Origin of the sequence: Streptomyces sp. NPDC048521 (assembly GCF_043199855.1) — a bacterium.
Classification (GTDB): domain Bacteria; phylum Actinomycetota; class Actinomycetes; order Streptomycetales; family Streptomycetaceae; genus Streptomyces.
The window spans coordinates 100,611-120,212 of the sequence record NZ_JBICWR010000014.1 but is presented as its reverse complement, the minus strand read 5'-3'; the positions used below and the strand labels follow the sequence as shown (position 1 = coordinate 120,212).

The following is a 19,602-nucleotide window of genomic DNA, read 5'->3' as shown; positions in this document are numbered from 1 at the left end:
GGCCTCGCGTAGATTCGAGGCATGTCCGACTTCGAGAAGTTCGACCTCGACGCCTACCTCGGCCGTATCGGATGGGAGGGCGGCAGGCGGGCCGACCTGGCGACCCTGCGGGGCGTGCATCTGGCGCACGCCCTGGCGCTGCCCTTCGAGAACCTGGACGCCCTGTCCGGCAGGGCACCGTCCCTCGACCCCGCCGACCTGATGGCCAAGATGGTCCACGGCCGGCGCGGCGGCTACTGCTACGAGCACAACATCCTGCTGTGGCTGGCGCTGGAAGCGCTCGGCTTCCGCGTGTCCGCGCTGGCGGCGCGGGTGGTGCTGGGGGCCAGGACGCCGGAGAGCAGGCCGCGGACGCACGCGATGCTGCGGGTCGAGGTGCCGGGCGAGCCGCGGCCGTATCTGGCGGATGTGGGCTTCGGGGCGGTCGGGTCGCTACTGGCGCCGGTGCCCTTGGCTCTGGGCGAGGAGTCCGAGGGCGGCGGGCGCCGGCACCGGTTCGCGGTGCTGCCGCACGACGGGCCGCTGGAGCTGTGGGCGTTGCAGGCGTACGACGCGGCGGCGCGGGACTGGGTGAGCCAGTACGCGTTCACGCTGGAACCGTTCGCCGTCACGGACTTCGAGGTGTTCAACTGGCACGTCGGCACCAACCCGCGTTCTCCGTTCACCCGCCGCGCCTATCTGCAGCGGACCACCGCCGAGCGTCATCTCGCCCTGGACGGGCCCCGCTTCACCGAGACCCGTGCCGACGGCACGGTGACCGAACGCGAGCTGACGGACGAGGCGCGGGCGCGTCGGGTGGTGGAGGAGGAGTTCGGCATCGAGGTTCCCGAGGGGCTGACGCTGCTGGGCTGAGTCAGCGGCGGGCGAGCCAGTCGCCGCCCTCGATCCGGGTGCCGGCCGTGCGCAGCCGGGCGGCGACGCGTGGGGCGGCCAGGTACACCCAGGCCCGCACGGCGCTGCCGTCGGCGCGTACGACGTCCCGGGCGACGCGCACGACAGGTTGCGGGGGTCGCCGGGCACGTACTCCTCCAGCCGGTCCAGGGCCGCGAGCAGGTCCTCGTACGCCTCCGGCCGGGCGGTCACCAGTTCTCCGCGCACCTCTTCCCCGGGCCGCTCCACGGCGTAGGGGTAGCCCGGGCCGTCGTACAGCACGGCGTCCGCGAGGCGTCCCGGTTCCTCCACCGCCGTCCGGCCCCGCAGGAACAGGTCGTGGTTCGGCTCGCCGGGGCGGAGGGTGCCGTAGACGAAGAACGGGAGCGGCCGGGGGTCCTCAGCGATCACGGAAACGATTCTGTACCCCCTCCGGGTCCGCACACATCTCCATGAACGCGCTATGGACATGACATGTCATGGCCTCTTAAATCTCAAGCGGCATACGCGCCACCCCCACGCCTTCGTCGGCGCCTCCCCGAGGAGACAGATGAGCCGAATACGGCAGCACGCCCGAGGAACCCGTCGTCTCGCCACCACCGGTGTCGCCGTCACCACCGCGACCCTGCTGGCCGCCGCTCTCTCCCCCGCCGCCCACGCGGACAGCAGACCGACCCGGACCACCGCGATCGAGAACGCGGCGTCGGCACTCGTCGCCCACGCCACCGGCCTGGGGCTCACCTCCGGCCAGGACACCAGCGTCCGGGACGTGATCGTGGACAAGGACGGCACCCAGCACGTCCGCTACGACCGCACCTACCACGGACTCCCCGTCCTGGGCGGCGACTTCGTCGTCCACCTGGCATCCGACGGCGGTTACCGCAACGCCGACCGGGCGACGCGCAGCCTGATATCCCTGCCCTCCGTCAGTCCGCGGGTGTCCGGTCCGAAGGCCGCCGACCTCGCGGTGAACGCCCTGCGCGCCGCCCACCTCGGCACCGGGCTCAAGCAGGTCAAGGCCAAGCCGCAGCTGGTCGTCGACGCCCTGCACGGCTCCCCGAAGCTGGCCTGGCGGACCACCGCCGCCGGCCTCGACCCGCTCGGCAACCCGGTCGCCCGGACGGTGCTGACCGACGCCCGCACCGGCGCCCGGATCGACGCCTGGGACAGCATCGAGACGGCCACCGGCGACGGCAGTTCGCTGTACAGCGGGACGGTGCCGCTGGAGACCACCCAGTCGGGGTCGTCGTACCAGCTGAAGGACCCGACGCGCGGCAACACCTACACCGGTGACGCCGAGAACAAGACCGACCTGTGCTTCTTCGGCATCTGCTTCAGCCGGGCCCCCGCGACCCTGTTCACGGACGCCGACAACCACTGGGGCACGGGCAGCAACGCCGATCGCGCCTCGGCCGCCGTCGACGCCCAGTACGGCACCGACGAGACCTGGGACTACTACAAGAACGCGCACGGCCGCAACGGCATCGCGAACGACGGCAAGGGCTCGTACAACCGCGTCCACTACGGCAGCAACTACAACAACGCCTTCTGGGACGACAGTTGCTTCTGCATGACGTACGGCGACGGTGACGGGACCACCTTCGGACCGCTGGTCGCCCTCGACGTCGCCGGACACGAGATGACGCACGGCGTGACGTCCAAGACCGCCGCGCTGACCTACTCGGGCGAGTCCGGCGGGCTGAACGAGGCCACCTCCGACATCCTCGGCACGATGGTCGAGTGGTACGCGGACAACCCCTCCGACACCGGTGACTACCTCATCGGCGAGAAGATCGTCCGCTCCGGCTTCGGCAAGGCGGCCCTGCGCTTCATGGACAAGCCGTCCAAGGACGGCAGCTCCGCGGACTACTGGAGTTCGTCGGTCGGGAACCTCGACGTCCACTACTCCTCGGGTGTCGCCAACCACTTCGCCTACCTCCTCGCGGAGGGCAGCGGCGCGAAGACCATCAACGGGGTCGGCTACGACTCGCCGACCTCCAACGGCTCGACGGTCACCGGCATCGGCCGGGACAAGGTCGGCAAGATCTGGTACCGGGCGCTGACGGTCTACATGACGTCCTCCACGAACTACAAGGGCGCCCGCACGGCCACCCTGAACGCCGCCAAGGACCTCTACGGCACGGGCAGCGCGGAGTACGACGCGGTGGCCGCCGCCTGGAGCGCGGTCAACGTGAACTGACCCGACGGCGAGAGCGCACAGGCCGGTGCCCCTGGGCGGGCACCGGCCTTTTGCCGCGCCTGCCGCGACCGGAGCCCGGAGCACTGACGCGCCGTCACCCGTTCACCGGTACCGCCGCTCCATTCGTGTTCTTTTCATACCGCTGCCTTGGGCGGCCCCCGGGGACGTCCGTGACCTGCCGGAATCTCGCCTGGACTAGCCCGTGTGGGGGGCCCGACCGACACCCGTTCACCGCATTTCTGACGCTCCCTCAGCAAGCGGGCGGGACCGGGAGCCACTTATCTCGGTAGGGCACGAGTCGGACAAGCTCTGGGGAGCACCATGCGACGCACCGCCCGTCTGCTGACCGGTACCGCGCTCGCCGTGGCCGTCGCGGCACCCGCCTACGCCGAGGGCACCGGCCACCTGGACGTGTACCCCTCCACCGTGGCACCCGGGGCACAGGTCACGGTGAACACCGCCGCGTGCGGCGACAAGGGCTCCGCGACCGGGGACGCGAGCGCGGTCGGCGCGGGCGTCTTCACGCTGGCGCCCAGCGCGCACGAGGGCGAGGCGATCGGCCAGTTCCAGGTGCCGCCGAGCGCTCAGCCGGGGACGTACGAGATCGTCGCCAGGTGCGCCGAGGGCGACCGGCTGGTGAAGGGCGATCTGATGGTGGCGTTGAGCGCGGTGCACGACCAGGTGCAACCGCGGGGAAGTGTCAAGACGGGGGTCGGCGGCGCACTCGGTCCCGACCCCGTGCAGACCGCGGCGGGCGTGGCGGCTCTGGCCGTCGCCGCCGCGGGCGGTACCTGGCTCCTGCATCGCCGGGCGAGAGGCGACGGGATCTGACGGACACCCTCCGCTGTCCGTCCGCCGGTACCGCACGTCCCACCCCCTCCGGGTCCGATGCCCCTCGCGGCCCGGAGGGGGAGGGAGCTTCGGGGGCCGCCCCCGGGAGAGGGGTTCGCATGCGCAAGGGCGCCAGGTTCGACCGGCTCGGCGACACCGCGATAGCCGCGGTCACCGTCGTGGCCCTCGGTTCGGCGGTGTGGCTGCTCGGCGGCGGCGCCGGGACGCACACGCCACCGCAGCCGTCGGCCGTCGAAAGCCGCCTCGATCCCGGCGGAGAGCGGCTCGCGGCCGCCGCGTTGGCGCCGTCCCCGCCCACTCGCATCCGCATCCCCGCGATCCGTGTGAACGCCCCGCTGATGGGCCTGGCCCTCACCCGCTCCGGCAGCCTGGACGTGCCGCCCGCCGAGGAGAAGAACCTCGCCGGCTGGTACGAGGCCGGCACCATTCCCGGCGAGAGGGGCACCGCGGTCGTGGCCGGCCATGTCGACAACGCCGACGGCCCCTCCGTCTTCTACGACCTGGGCGCGCTCAGGCGGGGCGCCCGCATCGAGGTGGACCGCCAGGACGGCACGGTGGCCGTGTTCACCGTGGACGCGGTGGAGGTGTACTCGGCCCACAGCTTCCCCGACCAGAAGGTGTACGGCGCGGCCCCCCGCCCCGAACTGCGGGTCATCACCTGCGGCGGCGGCTACTCCAGGACGACCGGCTACCAGGGCAACGTGGTGGTCTTCGCCCACCTGACGGGCAGCCGGTAGCCGGCGGCGCCTCGCGGGCGGGACCCCGCCGTCAGGCCGGCCACTGTTCGTAGGCCAGGTTCGCCACCAGCGCGAGGACCACCGTCAGCAGGACGGCCCGGACGAAGCGGCTGCCCTGCTTGAGCGCCGTGCGGGCGCCGAGGGTGCCGCCCGCGAGGTTGAAGACGGCCAGCAGGGCCGCGAAGCGCCACAGCACCGTGCCCTGCCAGGCGAACATGGCGAGGGCGCCCGCGTTGGTGCAGCAGTTGACGATCTTGGCGGTGGCGGAGGCCGTGACCAGGTCCAGCCGGAGGACCGCGGTCAGCGCCAGGACCAGGAACGTGCCGGTGCCGGGGCCGATCAGGCCGTCGTAGAAGCCGATGCCGAGGCCGGCCAGACCGATCGCGGCGAGCTTCTGACTGCGGGTGGCGGGACCGGCGGCGGGGGCCGTGCCGAAGGCGGGGCGCAGGATCACGAAGGCGGCGACCCCGAGCAGCACCACCATGATCACCGGCTTGAGGACGTCCGTGCTCATCCCGGCCGCGAAGAACGCGCCCGCCGAGGAACCGGCGAGGGCGGCGAGGCCGATGCGCACGGCCGTAGCGACGTCCACCGGCGCCCTGCGGGCGTAGGTCACCGCCGCGCCGGTGGTGCCGACGATCGCGATCGCCTTGTTGGTGCCCAGCGCGTACGCGGCCGGGGTGGCGGACGGCAGCCCCAGCAGCAGGGCCGGCAACAGCAGCAGCCCGCCCCCGCCGACCACCGCGTCGATCCAGCCGGCCGCGAGAGCGGCCACGCAGAGCAGGGCTGTGACGGTCACGGGTATGTCGGGCATGATCGCGACCCTAGGCAGCGGCCGGGTGCGCCGTCCACGCATCTGAGCGGCTTCTGAGGCTTTCCGCCTGGTCCGGGCCTCCTCACAGCGCTCCCCGCCGCGCGCCCGGGACCCTCACACACCCCGGGCGCTCCCGCTGAGGGCAGCGTTCCTCGCGGGAAACAGGAGTGATGCCGCCGGGTAACGTCCGGGTCGCACGCTCATGGACATGACCTCGAATAAGCGTGTGGTGGTGATCGGCGCCGGCCTCGCGGGCGTGCGGCTCGCCCGGCGGCTCGGCGAGCTGGGCACGCCCGCGCTGCTCGTCGGCGAGGAGGAGCACCCGCCGTACAACCGGGTGCTGCTCGCCGAGGTGCTGGCCGGCCGGTACGCCCCCGAGGTGATCGGCCTGCCGGCGCCCGAGGGCCTGCTGCGCACCCGGGTCACCGGCATCGACCGGGCCGCCCGGACCGTCGACTGCGCCGACGGCATGTCGATCGCATACGACACGCTCGTCCTGGCCACCGGCTCCAACCCGGTACTGCCGCCGCTGCGCGGTCTGTTCACGCCCGACCACCAACTCCCCGAAGGCGTCCACGCGTTCCGCACCATGGACGACTGCCTGGGACTGGCCAAGGCGGTCCGGCCGGGGGTGCGGGCCGTCGTCATCGGCGGCGGGCTGCTGGGGGTGTCCGCCGCCCGTGCGCTCGCCGTGCGCGGCGCGCAGGTGGTCCTCGCCCAGCAGGCCGAGCGGCTCATGGAGCGCCAGCTGGACCCGGACGCCTCCCGGCTGGTGCTGCGGCACCTGACGGACCTGGGCGTCGAGGTGCACACCGAGTGCCGGGTGCGGGACGTGCGCTGCGTCGCGGGCGCGGTCCGCTCGGTGGAGATGGCCGACGGCTACGCCCTCGACGCCGACCTCGTCGTGCTCGCCTGCGGGGTGCGCCCGCGCACCGGCCTGGCGGAGCAGGCGGGACTCGCCGTCCACAAAGGCATTCTCGTCGACGACCGGCTGCGCACCTCGGACCCGCACATCCACGCCGTCGGCGACTGCGTCCAGCACGACGGAACGGTCTACGGCCTGGCCGCCCCCGCCCTGGAACAGGCCGACGCGCTCGCTCGGTCGCTCGCGGGCGACGCGGACGCCCGCTACGCGGGCACCCGTTCCCTGACCCGGCTGACCCTCACCGGCCCGGGTTCCCCCTTCGACCTCGCCGCGTTCGGCGAGACCGAGGCGCGCCCCGGCGACGACGTGGTGCGGATCGCCGACGCCACCCGGGGCACCTACCGCAAGGTCGTCGTCCGCGACGACCGCCTGGTCGGCGGGGTTCTCGTCGGCGAACTCGGCACCGTCGGCGCGCTCGCCCGCGCCTGGGAGGGAGCAGAGCCGCTCCCCGACGACGGGCCCCTGCTCCACCTGCTCACCAACGATGGAGGCTCCTGAATGACCGCCACCCTGGGGGCCACCCCCACGATCGTGCTCGTCGGCCACGGCATGGTCGGCCAGCGCTTCCTCGAGGCGCTGGCCGAGCGCGGCCTGACCGCCACGCACCGCGTGGTCGTGCTGTGCGAGGAGCCGCGTCCGGCATACGACCGCGTCCAGCTGACCTCGTACTTCTCGGGCAGGACGCCGGAAGACCTCTCCATGACCGACATGGAGTTCATCAAGGACCACGGCATCGAGCTGCACGTCGGCGACCCGGCGGAGACGATCGACCGCGAGGCGAGGAAGGTGACCGCCCGCTCGGGTCTGGTCGTCGACTACGACGTCCTCGTGCTGGCCACCGGTTCCTACCCGTTCGTACCGCCGGTGCCGAACAAGGACGCGACCGGCTGCTTCGTCTACCGCACGATCGAGGACCTGCTCGCGATCGAGGAGTACGCGAAGACCCGGACGACCGGTGCGGTGGTCGGCGGCGGTCTGCTCGGTCTGGAAGCCGCCGGTGCGCTCAAGGGCCTCGGGCTGAACGCCCACATCGTGGAGTTCGCGCCGCGCCTGATGCCGGTGCAGGTGGACGACGGCGGTGGCGCGGCCCTGCTGCGCACCATCGAGAACATGGGCCTGACGGTCCACACCGGTGTGGGCACCCAGGAGATCGTGACGGACGCCGAAGGCGCCGTCACCGGCATGAGGCTGTCCGACGGCTCCGAACTCGCCACCGACCTGGTGGTGTTCAGCGCCGGTGTCCGGCCCCGCGACCAGCTGGCCCGCGACTGCGGCCTGGCGGTCGGCGAGCGCGGCGGCATCACGGTCGACGAGCAGTGCCGTACGGTCACCGACCCGCACGTCTTCGCCATCGGCGAGTGCGCGCTGGCGGCGGACGGCCGGGTGTACGGCCTGGTCGCCCCCGGTTACGAGCAGGCGCAGACGGCCGCCGCGACCATCGCCGCGGACGAGGCGTCCTTCACCGGCGCCGACCTGTCCACCAAGCTCAAGCTGCTCGGCGTGGACGTGGCCTCCTTCGGCGACGCGCACGGCACCACCGAGGACTGCCTGGACGTCGTCTACTCCGACTCCCGCGCGGGCCTGTACAAGAAGCTGGTCATCGGCCGCGACGGCACGCTGCTCGGCGGCATCCTGGTCGGCGACGCGGAGGCGTACGGCACGCTGCGCGCGTTGACCGGTTCGGTGCCGCCGATCTCCCCCGAGTCCCTCGTCCTGCCCGCCGGAGCGGACTCGGGGGCCCAGCTCGGCCCGTCGGCCCTGCCGGACGAGGCGATCATCTGCTCCTGCCACAACGTCAGCAAGGGCACCATCCGCGGCGCGGTCACGGAGCACCAGTGCACCACCGTGCCCGAGGTGAAGAAGTGCACCAAGGCCGGCACCGGCTGCGGCAGTTGCCTGAAGGTGCTCGGCCAGCTCGTCACCGCCGAGCTGGAGGCCTCCGGTGTCGAGGTCGACAAGGGCCTGTGCGGCTGCTTCGGGCAGACCCGCGAGGAGCTGTACGAGATCGTCCTCGCCCTGCGCATCACCTCCTACCGGGAGTTGCTGGACCGCCACGGCCGCGAGGGTGCCCGGGGCGGTGACGGCTGCGAGGTCTGCAAGCCGGCGGTGGCCTCGATCATCGCCTCCCTCGCCCCGACGATCGGCGCGAGCGGCTATGTCCTCGACGGCGAGCAGGCGGCCCTGCAGGACACCAACGACCACTTCCTCGCCAACCTGCAGAAGAACGGCTCGTACTCGGTCGTGCCGCGCATCCCCGGCGGGGAGATCGCGCCCGAGAAGCTGATCGTGATCGGCGAGATCGCCCGGGACTTCGGGCTCTACACGAAGATCACCGGCGGGCAGCGGATCGACATGTTCGGCGCACGGGTGGAGCAGCTCCCCCTGATCTGGGCCAGGCTGGTGGACGCCGGGTTCGAGTCCGGGCACGCCTACGGCAAGTCGCTGCGCACGGTGAAGTCCTGTGTCGGGCAGACGTGGTGCCGCTACGGCGTGCAGGACTCGGTGCGCATGGCGATCGACCTGGAGCTGCGCTACCGGGGGCTCCGTTCCCCGCACAAGCTCAAGTCCGCCGTCTCCGGGTGCGCCCGTGAGTGTGCGGAGGCCCAGTCCAAGGACTTCGGCGTGATCGCCACGGCCAACGGCTGGAACCTGTACGTCGGCGGCAACGGCGGCGCGACCCCCCGCCACGCCGACCTCCTCGCCCAGGACCTGTCCGACGCCGAACTCGTCCGGCTGATCGACCGGTTCCTGATGTTCTACATCCGCACCGCCGACCGGCTGGAGCGCACCTCGACCTGGCTGGAGCGCATCCCGGGCGGCCTGGACCACGTACGGGACGTGGTGGTGCACGACTCGCTCGGCATCTGCGAGGAGCTCGAGGCGCTGATGACGGCGCACATCGGCAACTACCGCGACGAGTGGGCCGAGACCATCAACGATCCCGACAAGCTCGCCCGGTTCGTGTCCTTCGTCAACGCCCCGGACACCCCGGACCCGGTCGTAGCCTTCGTCCCCGAGCGCGACCAGATCAAGCCCGACCTGCCGCTGCTCACCATCGGCACGCGGCCCGCCGACGTCCTGGAAGGAACCGCCCAGCGATGACCCTGGCCCTCGAGACCACCGACCTGAAGGTGCAACTGCAGCTGGACGACAGCTGGTTCACGGTCTGCGACCTGAGCGCGCTGATCCCGGGCCGCGGGGTGGCCGCCCTGCTGCCGGACGGCCGTCAGGTGGCCCTGTTCCGCGACCGTTCCGACCACCTGTACGCCATCGACAACGTCGACCCCTTCACCGGCGCGGCCGTCCTCTCCCGTGGCCTGACCGGCACCGACCAGGGCCGCCCGTTCGTGGCGTCCCCCCTGCTGAAGCAGCGTTTCGACCTGACCAGCGGGCAGTGCCTGGACGACGAGTCGGTGGTGGTGGCCGCGTACCAGGTGCGGGCGGCCTGACCCACCCCTGACCAAGCTGCTTGACTGATCGTTCCAAATACGCCTAGGCTCCACCACGTGGCCAGGACCAAGGAATTCGACCCCGACGCCGCGCTGCAGTCAGCCCTGGAGCTGTTCTGGCGGCGCGGCTACGAGGCGACCTCGATGGCCGACCTGGTCGAGCACCTCGGCATCGGCAGGGCCAGCCTGTACGCCACCTTCGGCAGCAAGCACGAGCTGTACCTGAGGGCGCTGGACCGGTACGAGCAGACGGGACTGACCGCGATCGTGCGCGAGCTGTCCCAGCCGGGCCCCGCCCTGCCGGCCGTACGCGGGGTCGTACGGCGCTACGCGGCGGAGGCGGCCGACGAGCAAGTGCGGCTGAACGGCTGCATGATCACCAACACGGCCGCCGAACTCGCCCCGCACGACCCGGCCGCCGCCCGGCGCGTCGAGCGCAACTGGGACCACCTGGAGACGCTGCTGCACTCCGCGCTCGTGCGCGCCCAGAGCCAGGGCGAACTGCCGGCCGACCGCGATCCGCTCACGCTCGCCCGCACACTGCTGGTGCTGATGCAGGGGCTGCGGATCGTCGGCAAGGCGTCGGCGGACCCGGCCCGGGTCCGGGACGCGGCGGAGCAGGCCCTGGCGCTGCTCGACTGAACCACCCCGGTGAGCGCCCTCCCGCGAGGGCGCTTTTCCCGCACCTCATAATGAATCGATCGGTCAAGAAAAAGGGGAGATCATGACCACCGCACGCAACCGCTTCGCCGGCCGGACCGCCCTCGTCACCGGTGCCGGCTCCGGCATCGGCCGGACCGTCGCGCTCGCGTTCGCCGCCGAGGGAGCGCAGGTCGTCGTCGCCGGGCGGCGGCCCGAGCCCCTCGCGCAGACCGTCCGGCTGATCGAGGAGCAGGGCGGCAAGGCCCTCGCGGTGAGCGCCGACGTCTCCCTCGCGGCCGACGCCGACGCCCTGGTCCGGGCCGCCGTCGAGCACTTCGGCTCACTCGACGTGGCGGTCAACAACGCGGGCGTCTTCCGGGGCGGGCAGCCCCTCGCGGACCTCCCCGAGGACGACTGGCACAGCCAGCTCGCGACCAACGTCACCGGTGTGTACCTGGCCCTGCAGGCCCAGATCCGGCAGATGCGCACCCAGCCGGCGGGCGGTGCGATCGTCACCGTCTCCTCCACGTTCGGCCTGCACGCCACCTCCCCCGGGGCCGCCGCCTACTCCGCGACCAAGGCCGCCGTGACCGCGCTCAGCCGGGGAGCCGCGCTGGACCACATCCGCGACGGGGTGCGTATCAACGTGGTCAGCCCGGGCGCCACCGAGACCTCCATGTCCCTGCAGCCCGGCGAGACGGAGCCGGAGCGGGCCGAGCGCGCGCGGGCCACCCTCCCGCTGGGCCGGATCGCCACCACCCAGGAGGTCGCCGCCGCCGTCCTCTACCTGGCCTCGGACGACGCAGCCGCGGTCGTCGGCACCGACCTGGTGGTGGACAGCGGCGGCTCCCTGTGACCCGTGTTCCGGGCGGCTCCCGGTGAGCGGCGTTCCGCCGGCCCAGTCGATCCCGCGCGGACGGCCTGCGGGCCTTGGTGAACGGGCTGCTGCCTCCCGGTTGAGAACGGCCCGCAGCGCAGGGGATGGCACCTGCTCGCACAGCCGGCAGCCGCCGATGCGACCCGCCGGACAGGCCGGGGGGCGGCACCCGCTCGGCCCGGTGGCGAGCCGCCTGCGGCTGACCGCACGCCAGAGGGGCGGCACCCCCGCACAGGGTGCCGCCCCTCCTCTTTCGTGCACCGGAGCCGCCGCCGATCGGTGAGGGTCGGGGACCAACGGCGGCTCCGGGGTTCAACCGGCCACGCGGGCCTAGCGGTGGTCGCTGCCCGCCGACTGGGTGGCCGCGCGTCCCGCTTCGAGGCGGGCGACCGGGATGCGGAACGGGGAGCAGGAGACGTAGTCCAGGCCGACCTCGTGGAAGAAGTGGACCGACTCCGGGTCGCCGCCGTGCTCGCCGCAGACGCCGAGCTTGAGGTCGGGGCGGGTACGCCGGCCCGCCTCCGCCGCCGCCTTCACCAGGGAGCCGACACCGTCCTTGTCGATCGTCTCGAAGGGGCTGACACCGAAGATGCCCTTCTCCAGGTACGCGGTGAAGAACGAGGCCTCCACGTCGTCGCGGCTGAAGCCCCACACCGTCTGGGTCAGGTCGTTCGTGCCGAAGCTGAAGAACTCGGCGGCCTCCGCGATCTGGCCCGCCGTCAGCGCGGCGCGCGGCAGCTCGATCATCGTGCCGATCGCGAGCTTCAGCTCGGTGCCGGTGGCCGCCTGGACCTCGGCGATGACCTTGTCGGCCTCCTCGCGGACGATCTCCAGCTCCTGGACCGTGCCGACGAGCGGGATCATGATCTCGGCGCGCGGGTCGCCCTTGGCCGCCTTGCGCTCGGCCGCCGCCTCGGCGATCGCGCGGACCTGCATCGTGAACAGGCCGGGGATGACCAGGCCGAGGCGTACGCCGCGCAGGCCCAGCATGGGGTTCTGCTCGTGCAGGCGGTGGACCGCCTGGAGCAGGCGCAGGTCGTTCTCGTGCGGCTCCTGGCGGGACTCGGCCAGGGCCACGCGGACGGAGAGTTCCGTGATGTCGGGGAGGAACTCGTGCAGCGGCGGGTCGAGCAGGCGGATGGTGACCGGGAGGCCGTCCATCGCCTCGAACAGCTCGACGAAGTCCTTCTTCTGCAGCGGCAGCAGGGCCTTGAGGGACGCCTCGCGCTCCTCCTCGGTGTCCGCCAGGATCAGGCGCTCGACCAGCTCGCGGCGGTCGCCGAGGAACATGTGCTCGGTGCGGCACAGGCCGATGCCCTGGGCGCCGAAGCGGCGGGCGCGCAGCGCGTCCTCGGCGTTGTCGGCGTTGGCGCGCACCCGCAGGCGGCGCTTGCGGTCGGCGAAGGCCATCATGCGGTGGACGGCCTCGACCAGCTCGTCCGCGTCGTCGGCGCCCGGGTGCATCCGGCCCTCGAAGTACTCCACGACCGGGGACGGGACGACCGGGACCTCACCGAGGTACACCTTGCCGCTCGAACCGTCGATGGAGATCAGGTCGCCCTCCTCCACGACGTGTCCGCCCGGGACCGTCATACGGCGGCGCTTGGTGTCGACCTCCAGCTCCTCGGCGCCGCAGACGCAGGTCTTGCCCATGCCGCGCGCGACGACGGCCGCGTGCGAGGTCTTGCCGCCGCGCGAGGTCAGGATGCCCTCGGCGGCGATCATGCCGTCCAGGTCGTCGGGGTTGGTCTCGCGGCGCACCAGGATGACCTTCTCGCCCGAGCGGGACCACTTCACGGCGGTGTACGAGTCGAAGACCGCCTTGCCGACCGCCGCACCCGGCGAGGCCGCGATGCCCCGGCCGACCTGCTCGGTCTTGGCGTTGTCGTCGAAGCGCGGGAACATCAGCTGGGCCAGCTGGGCGCCGGTGACGCGCTGGAGCGCCTCGGTCTCGTCGATCAGGCCCTGGTCCACCAGCTGGGTCGCGATGCGGAAGGCGGCACCGGCGGTGCGCTTGCCGACCCGGGTCTGCAGCATCCAGAGCTGGCCGCGCTCGATGGTGAACTCGATGTCGCAGAGATCCTTGTAGTGGTTCTCCAGGGTCTCCATGATCTGCATGAGCTGGTCGTACGACTTCTTGTCGATCTGCTCCAGCTCGGCGAGCGCGACGGTGTTGCGGATGCCCGCGACCACGTCCTCGCCCTGCGCGTTCTGCAGGTAGTCGCCGTAGACGCCCTGGTGGCCGGAGGCGGGGTCGCGGGTGAAGGCGACGCCGGTGCCGGAGTCGGGGCCGAGGTTGCCGAAGACCATGGAACAGACGTTGACGGCCGTGCCCAGGTCGTGCGGGATGCGCTCCTGGCGGCGGTACAGCTTCGCGCGGTCGCCGTTCCACGAGTCGAAGACCGCCTTGATGGCGAGGTCCATCTGCTCGCGCGGGTCCTGCGGGAAGTCCCGGCCGGCCTCCTTCTTGACGATCTTCTTGAAGGTGGTGACCAGCTTCTTCAGGTCGGCGGCCTCCAGGTCGGTGTCGACCGTGACCTTCTTGGCCTCCTTGGCCTTGTCGATGGCCTCCTCGAAGAGGTCGCCGTCGACGCCGAGGACGGTCTTGCCGAACATCTGGATGAGGCGGCGGTAGGAGTCCCAGGCGAACCGCTCGTCGCCGGCCTGCTTGGCCAGGCCCTGCACCGACTTGTCGGACAGGCCGATGTTCAGGACGGTGTCCATCATGCCCGGCATGGAGAACTTGGCACCGGAGCGGACCGACACGAGGAGGGGGTTGTCGGCCTGGCCGAGCTTCTTGCCCATCTTCCGCTCGAGGGCGTCGAGGTGCGCACTCACCTCGTCACGCAGTGCCGCGGGCTCCTCACCGCTCTCCAGGTAGACCTTGCAGGCCTCGGTGGTGATGGTGAAGCCGGGAGGGACCGGAAGACCGAGGTTGGTCATCTCGGCGAGGTTGGCACCCTTGCCGCCGAGGAGGTCCTTGAGGTCCTTGTTGCCCTCGGTGAAGTCGTAAACGAACTTCGCTACGTGGGGTTCTTTGTTTTCCGACACGGGTCTCGACTCCTTGAGGCCGCGGTGGCTGCCCTGACGGCGAGGAACATACCCAGATCGAAGGTCTGTGGGTACGTCCACTTGCGCGTCATGCGCCTGTAACCACCCGTCCGCCAGCGGATCGAAAGTCAAGGCTTGGCAAGCCAAGCCGCCTTGATGTTTTCACTTCTTGAACGCATGGGGCGTCCCAGGCGCGCTTCTACGCTCACATGAGCACACCTCAACACGACTGAGTTCGATCGATGAACGATCAAGGGGTGGCACCGAGTGCCACCCCTTGGAGAAGTGCAGCCGCGCTTGATCCGCTCATCTGAGCGCAACCCTTATCAAGGGTGGCGAGAATCACGCTGCCACAGCGAGCCGGATTTCACCATGCGGACGCCGTCCGGAACCGAAACGACGCGCGAACACGCCTGTCACAGGGGTGCGGGAGCGGCCGTCACACGCCCATCGCCATGAGCCGCTCCTCCACCCGCGTCGGCGCGTACACGTGCTCCACGACCAGCACCCCCGCTCCGATGAGCGCGGCCCGCTCCCCCAGCCGGGACGTGACCACGTCCAAGTGGGCCGTGGAGCGGGGCAGGGCCCGCTGGTAGAGCAGTTCCCGCACGCCCGTGAGGAACGGTGTTCCGGCCAAGTCCCCCGCGATCATCAGCACGCCCGGGTTGAGCAGGGTGACGACCGTCGACAGCACGTCACCGACCCGGCGCCCGGCCTCCCGGGCCAGCGCGGCCGCCTCCGGGTGCCCGGCGGCCAGCAGGTCCCGCACGTCGGAGCCGGAGGCGGCCGGCACCCCGGACTCGGCCAGCCGCCGGGCCACGGCGCCCCCGCTCGCGACGGCGGCGAGACAGCCGTACGAGCCGCACCGGCACAGCGCGTCCGCGCCGACCCGGATGTGCCCGATGTCGCCCGCGCCGCCGTCGACGCCCCGGTAGATCGAGCCGTCGACCACGACCCCGGCGCCGATCCCGGTCGACACCTTCACCAGCACGAACGCCGTGCAGTCCGGGTGCCCGGTGCGCTGTTCGCCGTAGGCCATGAGGTTGGCGTCGTTGTCCACGAGGACCGGCACGGCCGGGGCGCCGGTGAGCTCGGTGAAGGCGCGGGAGAGGCGGCCCCTTATGTCGTAGCCGTCCCAGCCCGGCATGATCGGGGGCTGGACCACCCGGCCGGTCTCGCTGTCCACCGGACCCGGTACCGCGAGCCCGATCCCGCAGACCTCCGCCGCGGGATGCCCGGCCTTCTCCAGCAACGCGGCGAACCGGTGGCCGAGTTCGCCGAGCACCGCGTCCGGCCCGTCCTCGATCACCAGCGTGCCGGAGTGCTCGGCCAGGACCTCGCCGGTCAGGGTGAGGACCGCCGCGCGCGCGTGCCGGGTGTCGAGGTCGGCGGCGAGGACCACGGCGTGCGAGTCGTCGAACTCCAGGGTGATGGCCGGGCGTCCGCCGAGCGGCGAGTCGACCGGGCCGCCGGCGCCCTCGCGCAGCCAGCCCGCCCGGAACAGCCGGTCCAGGCGCTGGCCGACGGTGGCGCGGGACAGTCCGGTCGCCTGCTGGAGCGCACCCCGTGTCACGGCCCGCCCGCTGCGCACCAGTTGGAGCAGATCGCCGGCGCCGGCCTGACTGCCGCCCTTCGAGGTCTTCCCGGTCCTGCCCGGACGTCCGGTCATGCGCACCCCCTTGTGTTTCTCAAGCTTGCCTTACATATTGGGTTTTGCGTGTTAAATAGACGTAACCCTACGGTAGCCAGGACCAAACCCGGCCGGTCGGACGTCTTCCGGGGAGCCCCGAGTGGATCGCACTGCCCAGCTCACTGCCCGTCCCCCGCAGCCCGAGAACGCATACGATCCACCGCCCTCCGGCCCGGCCCTGCACGTCAGGGCCGCCCGGGTGCTGGACGCGAACTGGACGGGCGGCTCGACGGTCCCCTCCCGGAACCTGTATCCGCACCAGTGGTCCTGGGACTCGGCGTTCATCGCGATCGGCCTGCGGCACGTCTCGCCCTTACGGGCCCAGACCGAGCTGGAGACGCTGCTGGCGGCCCAGTGGGCCGACGGGCGCGTCCCGCACATCGTCTTCAACCCCTCGGTACCGCTCGACGCCTACTTCCCCAGCCCCGACTTCTGGCGCTCCGCCACCGCCGGCCACCGTGCGGGCGCCCCGCGCACCGTACAGACGTCCGGCATCGTGCAGCCACCGGTGCACGCGCTGGCGGCCTGGCTGGTGCACCGCGCCGACCCCGTCCTGTCCCGGGCCCGGGGCTTCCTCGCCCGGGTCCATCCCCGGCTGGCCGCCTGGCACCGGTATCTGCTGCACCGGCGCGACCTGGGCGGCGGCGGGCTGGTGTCCGTGGTCCACCCCTGGGAGCAGGGCATGGACAACAGCCCCTGCTGGGACGCCCCGCTCGCCCGGATCACCCCGGCCCCGGCCCGCTCCTTCCGCCGCGCCGACCTCGACCACGGCGCGCCCCAGGACCGCCCGACGGATCTGGACTACGGGCGGTACGTACGGCTGGCCGCCGACTACCGGGATCGCGGATATGCCGACGGCGGCGGGGAGTTCGCCGTGGAGGACCCGGCGTTCAACGCCCTCCTCATCGCCTCCGAGCACGCGCTCGCGCGGATCGCCGAGGAGTTGGGCGCGGCCGGCACCGCCCGGCACGCGCGCGCCGAACGGCTGACGGCCGCGCTGGTGGAGCGGCTGTGGGAACCGGCGGCCGGGATGTTCCTGTGCCGGGACCTGCGGGGCGAGGGGCTGATCGGCGAGCGCGGTGTCTCCGGGCTGGTCCCGCTGCTGCTGCCGGGCCTGCCCCGGGACATCGCCGCCGCGCTCGTCCGCACCGTCCGGGGGCCCCACTTCTCGCTCGGCGACCGCACCCGGCTCGTCCCGAGTTACGACCTGCTCGGCGAGGCCTTCGACCCGCACCGGTACTGGCGCGGCCCGGCCTGGTTCAACACGAGCTGGCTGCTGGAGCGCGGGCTGCGCACGCACGGCGAACGGGAGCGGGCCGACGCCCTGCGCGAGGCGGTGCTGCGCCTCGCCGACGCCACCGGCTTCGCCGAGTACGTCGACCCGTACACCGGCGAGGCCTGCGGCGCGACCGGCTTCAGCTGGACCGCCGCGCTCACCCTGGACCTGCACAAAGAGCTTCTCAAGCACACCGGACAGGGCGTGTCCCCGACGGGCACCGGCACGTTCGACAGGAGTGACAAGGGAGGGGACCGGCGATGACGGACCGGCATCATCTGCTCGTGCACGGGGCGACGTTCGCCGCCGTGGGCGACCGGGGCGACATCAGCGGGGTGCGCGGCGGCAGCGCCCCGGACGGGTTGTTCGTACGGGACGCCCGGCACCTCAGCCGCTGGCAGCTCACCGTCGACGGTGCGGTGCCAGAGGTGCTCACCCCGGTCGCGGACGGGGACGCGGCCCGCTGCGTCCTGGTGCCCCGTGGCGGCCGGCAGGAGCCGCCCGCACACACCCTCTTCCGTGAACAGGCCGTCGGCGACAGCTCGTTCGTGGAGTCGCTCCGGGTGACCAGCAACCGCCCGGTGCCCACGACGATCCGGCTCGCCCTGACCGTGGACGCCGACTTCACCGACCAGTTCGAACTCCGCTCCGACCACCGCACCTACGTCAAGGCCGGCGCCCAGCGCACCCGCGAAGTCCTGCCCGACGGCATCCAGTTCACCTACCGGCGTGCCGAATGGCGGTCCTGTACGGCCATCACGGCCGACCCGGCTCCCGACGCCGTGGAGGAGACGGGTACGGGCGCCCGGCGCCTGGTGTGGACCCTCGATCTGGCACCGCACGGCACGACCCGGCTGGTGCTGCGGGTGATCGCCCGCCCGCACGGCGAGCGGCGCGCCCTGCGCGTGCCGCGCGACCCGGCCGCCGTGAACGAACAACTCGCCGCTCAGGAGGAGGCGTTCATGGAGGGTGTGGCCTTCCCGGCCGGCCGGCCGGAGCTGGCGGCGTCCTGTGCGCGGGGCCTCGCCGACCTGGCCGCGCTCCAGGTGCCGGCCACCGGGCCGGACGGCGAGGAGCTGCGGGTGCCGGCCGGGGGCGCCCCGTGGTTCCTCACGCTCCTCGGCCGGGACGCCCTGCTCGCCTCCCTGTTCGCGCTGCCGTACCGCCCGCGGCTGGCCGCCGCGACGCTCCCCGCGCTCGCCGCGACCCAGGCGACCGGCACCGGTGTGTCCTCGGTCGCCCAGCCCGGCAAGATCGTGCACGAGGTGCGGCACGGCGAGCTGGCGCACTTCGGGCAGGTGCCGTTCGGGCGCTACTACGGCTCGGTCGACGCCACCCCGCTGTTCCTGATCCTGCTCGGGACGTACGTCGAGCGGACCTCGGACACGGCCCTGGCCCGCCGCCTGGAGCCGCACGCCCGGGCCGCCGTCGGCTGGATGCTCGACCACGGGGGCCTCACCTCGCGCGGCTACCTCGTCTACCGCGCCGACGAGGGCGGCCTCGCCAACCAGAACTGGAAGGACTCCCCCGGCGCGATCTGCTGCGCCGACGGCACCCGGCCCACCGGGGCGGTGATGGCGGCGGGCGCCCAGGGCTACGCGTACGACGCGCTGCGCCGCACGGCGTGGGTGGCGCGCGCGGTGTGGTCCGACGAGACCTACGCGGCCCTGCTGGAGCAGGCGGCGGCCGATCTCCGGGACCGCTTCCAGCGGGACTTCTGGATGCCGGAGCACTCCTTCCCGGCGCTCGCGCTGGACGGGGAGGGCCACCGGATCGACGCGCTGGCGTCCGACGCCGGGCACCTGTTGTGGTCGGGGCTGCTGGACAAGGAGTACGGCGAGGTGGTGGGCCGACGGCTGCTGGAACCGGACTTCTTCTCCGGCTGGGGCGTGCGCACGCTCGCCTCCGGGCAGCCGGCGTACCACCCGCTCTCCTACCACCGCGGCTCGGTCTGGCCGCACGACAACGCCCTGATCACGCTGGGGCTGGCCCGCTACGGCCTGCACGACGAAGCCCGTACGGTCGCCCACGCGTTGGTCGACGCGGCGGCGGCGACCGGGCACCGGCTGCCGGAGGTGCTGGCGGGCTACGGCCGTGACACGCATCCGGAGCCGGTTCCGTACCCGCACGCGTGCGTGCGCGAGTCCCGTTCGGCTGCGGCGCCGCTCGCGTTGCTGACGGCGGTGGGGGGCGTGTAGCGCGCCGTCGCGGATTTGCCC

Annotated in this window: 14 protein-coding genes and 1 pseudogene; 11 read left to right on the top strand and 4 right to left on the bottom strand. The window is 72.4% G+C overall.

What is annotated here, in order from left to right; all coding sequences use genetic code 11:
- The first annotated feature begins 21 nt into the window (after window positions 1-21).
- Window positions 22-852 carry an arylamine N-acetyltransferase gene (locus ACGFRF_RS29010; RefSeq protein ID WP_393744866.1) on the top strand — a complete coding sequence of 277 codons (831 nt, stop codon included), beginning with the start codon at window positions 22-24 and terminating at the stop codon, window positions 850-852.
- 1 nt (window position 853) lies between these two features.
- On the opposite strand, the pseudogene ACGFRF_RS29005 reads toward ACGFRF_RS29010, so the two are convergent.
- Window positions 854-1,278, bottom strand: a pseudogene (locus ACGFRF_RS29005) (gamma-glutamylcyclotransferase family protein).
- Window positions 1,279-1,420: 142 nt separating this feature from the next.
- Here ACGFRF_RS29005 and ACGFRF_RS29000 point away from each other — a divergent pair.
- The 3 genes from ACGFRF_RS29000 (at window position 1,421) to ACGFRF_RS28990 (ending at window position 4,659) form a co-directional block, all read left to right on the top strand.
- Window positions 1,421-3,070, top strand: a complete 1,650-nt coding sequence (locus tag ACGFRF_RS29000) for a M4 family metallopeptidase (RefSeq protein WP_393744864.1) — start codon at window positions 1,421-1,423, stop codon at window positions 3,068-3,070.
- A 321-nt stretch (window positions 3,071-3,391) separates the two neighbouring features.
- Window positions 3,392-3,901, top strand: a complete 510-nt coding sequence (locus ACGFRF_RS28995) for a hypothetical protein (protein ID WP_393744862.1) — start codon at window positions 3,392-3,394, stop codon at window positions 3,899-3,901.
- Window positions 3,902-4,020: 119 nt separating this feature from the next.
- Window positions 4,021-4,659: a class F sortase gene (locus ACGFRF_RS28990; RefSeq protein WP_393744860.1), complete on the top strand. Its 639-nt coding sequence runs from the start codon at window positions 4,021-4,023 to the stop codon at window positions 4,657-4,659.
- A 31-nt stretch (window positions 4,660-4,690) separates the two neighbouring features.
- Here the strand turns inward: ACGFRF_RS28990 and ACGFRF_RS28985 are convergent, their stop codons facing one another.
- Window positions 4,691-5,473, bottom strand: coding sequence for a sulfite exporter TauE/SafE family protein (locus ACGFRF_RS28985; RefSeq protein ID WP_393744859.1), 783 nt, complete (start codon window positions 5,471-5,473; stop codon window positions 4,691-4,693).
- A 208-nt stretch (window positions 5,474-5,681) separates the two neighbouring features.
- On the opposite strand from ACGFRF_RS28985, the gene ACGFRF_RS28980 reads away from it, so the two are divergent.
- The 5 genes from ACGFRF_RS28980 to ACGFRF_RS28960 all read left to right on the top strand — a co-directional run bounded on the left by ACGFRF_RS28980 (window position 5,682) and on the right by ACGFRF_RS28960 (window position 11,345).
- Complete coding sequence (locus tag ACGFRF_RS28980; RefSeq protein ID WP_393744857.1) at window positions 5,682-6,896, top strand: NAD(P)/FAD-dependent oxidoreductase; 1,215 nt, start codon at window positions 5,682-5,684, stop codon at window positions 6,894-6,896.
- Entirely contained in the window at window positions 6,897-9,500 is a 2,604-nt protein-coding gene (gene nirB / locus ACGFRF_RS28975) for a nitrite reductase large subunit NirB (protein ID WP_393744855.1), read from the top strand.
- Complete coding sequence (gene nirD / locus ACGFRF_RS28970; RefSeq protein WP_393744853.1) at window positions 9,497-9,847, top strand: nitrite reductase small subunit NirD; 351 nt, start codon at window positions 9,497-9,499, stop codon at window positions 9,845-9,847. Before nirB ends, nirD begins: the two co-directional genes overlap by 4 nt.
- A gap of 57 nt (window positions 9,848-9,904) precedes the next feature.
- A complete protein-coding gene (locus ACGFRF_RS28965) occupies window positions 9,905-10,489 on the top strand; it encodes a TetR/AcrR family transcriptional regulator (RefSeq protein ID WP_393744851.1) in 585 nt (194 codons plus the stop codon).
- 82 nt (window positions 10,490-10,571) lie between these two features.
- Window positions 10,572-11,345, top strand: a complete 774-nt coding sequence (locus ACGFRF_RS28960) for an SDR family NAD(P)-dependent oxidoreductase (protein ID WP_393744850.1) — start codon at window positions 10,572-10,574, stop codon at window positions 11,343-11,345.
- A 351-nt stretch (window positions 11,346-11,696) separates the two neighbouring features.
- Here ACGFRF_RS28960 and ppdK read toward each other — a convergent pair whose 3' ends face one another.
- Together ppdK and ACGFRF_RS28950 are read right to left on the bottom strand one after the other, a co-directional pair.
- The gene (gene ppdK, locus ACGFRF_RS28955) at window positions 11,697-14,417 is read right to left on the bottom strand and encodes a pyruvate, phosphate dikinase (protein ID WP_393744848.1); all 2,721 of its coding nucleotides are present in this window, start codon (window positions 14,415-14,417) and stop codon (window positions 11,697-11,699) included.
- A gap of 439 nt (window positions 14,418-14,856) precedes the next feature.
- Window positions 14,857-16,086 (bottom strand): ROK family protein, encoded by a 1,230-nt coding sequence (locus ACGFRF_RS28950; protein WP_393744846.1) that lies wholly within the window; start codon window positions 16,084-16,086, stop codon window positions 14,857-14,859.
- Between the two features lie 121 nt (window positions 16,087-16,207).
- On the opposite strand from ACGFRF_RS28950, the gene ACGFRF_RS28945 reads away from it, so the two are divergent.
- Both ACGFRF_RS28945 and ACGFRF_RS28940 read left to right on the top strand, forming a co-directional pair.
- Window positions 16,208-17,647 carry a hypothetical protein gene (locus ACGFRF_RS28945; protein WP_393744844.1) on the top strand — a complete coding sequence of 480 codons (1,440 nt, stop codon included), beginning with the start codon at window positions 16,208-16,210 and terminating at the stop codon, window positions 17,645-17,647.
- A complete protein-coding gene (locus ACGFRF_RS28940) occupies window positions 17,644-19,581 on the top strand; it encodes a glycogen debranching N-terminal domain-containing protein (protein ID WP_393744842.1) in 1,938 nt (645 codons plus the stop codon). Before ACGFRF_RS28945 ends, ACGFRF_RS28940 begins: the two co-directional genes overlap by 4 nt.
- The last annotated feature ends 21 nt before the right edge of the window (window positions 19,582-19,602 follow it).

Excerpts from the sequence above, each read along its gene's own strand:
- ACGFRF_RS28990 (WP_393744860.1), top strand. The coding sequence starts at position 4,021 with ATGCGCAAGGGCGCCAGGTTCGACCGGCTCGGCGACACCGCGATAGCC.
- ACGFRF_RS28985 (WP_393744859.1), bottom strand. The coding sequence starts at position 5,473 with ATGCCCGACATACCCGTGACCGTCACAGCCCTGCTCTGCGTGGCCGCT.
- nirB (WP_393744855.1), top strand. The coding sequence starts at position 6,897 with ATGACCGCCACCCTGGGGGCCACCCCCACGATCGTGCTCGTCGGCCAC.
- ACGFRF_RS28940 (WP_393744842.1), top strand. The coding sequence starts at position 17,644 with ATGACGGACCGGCATCATCTGCTCGTGCACGGGGCGACGTTCGCCGCC.
- ACGFRF_RS28950 (WP_393744846.1), bottom strand. The coding sequence starts at position 16,086 with ATGACCGGACGTCCGGGCAGGACCGGGAAGACCTCGAAGGGCGGCAGT.
- ACGFRF_RS29000 (WP_393744864.1), top strand. The coding sequence starts at position 1,421 with ATGAGCCGAATACGGCAGCACGCCCGAGGAACCCGTCGTCTCGCCACC.
- ACGFRF_RS28960 (WP_393744850.1), top strand. The coding sequence starts at position 10,572 with ATGACCACCGCACGCAACCGCTTCGCCGGCCGGACCGCCCTCGTCACC.
- ACGFRF_RS29010 (WP_393744866.1), top strand. The coding sequence starts at position 22 with ATGTCCGACTTCGAGAAGTTCGACCTCGACGCCTACCTCGGCCGTATC.
- ACGFRF_RS28980 (WP_393744857.1), top strand. The coding sequence starts at position 5,682 with ATGACCTCGAATAAGCGTGTGGTGGTGATCGGCGCCGGCCTCGCGGGC.
- nirD (WP_393744853.1), top strand. The coding sequence starts at position 9,497 with ATGACCCTGGCCCTCGAGACCACCGACCTGAAGGTGCAACTGCAGCTG.
- ACGFRF_RS28995 (WP_393744862.1), top strand. The coding sequence starts at position 3,392 with ATGCGACGCACCGCCCGTCTGCTGACCGGTACCGCGCTCGCCGTGGCC.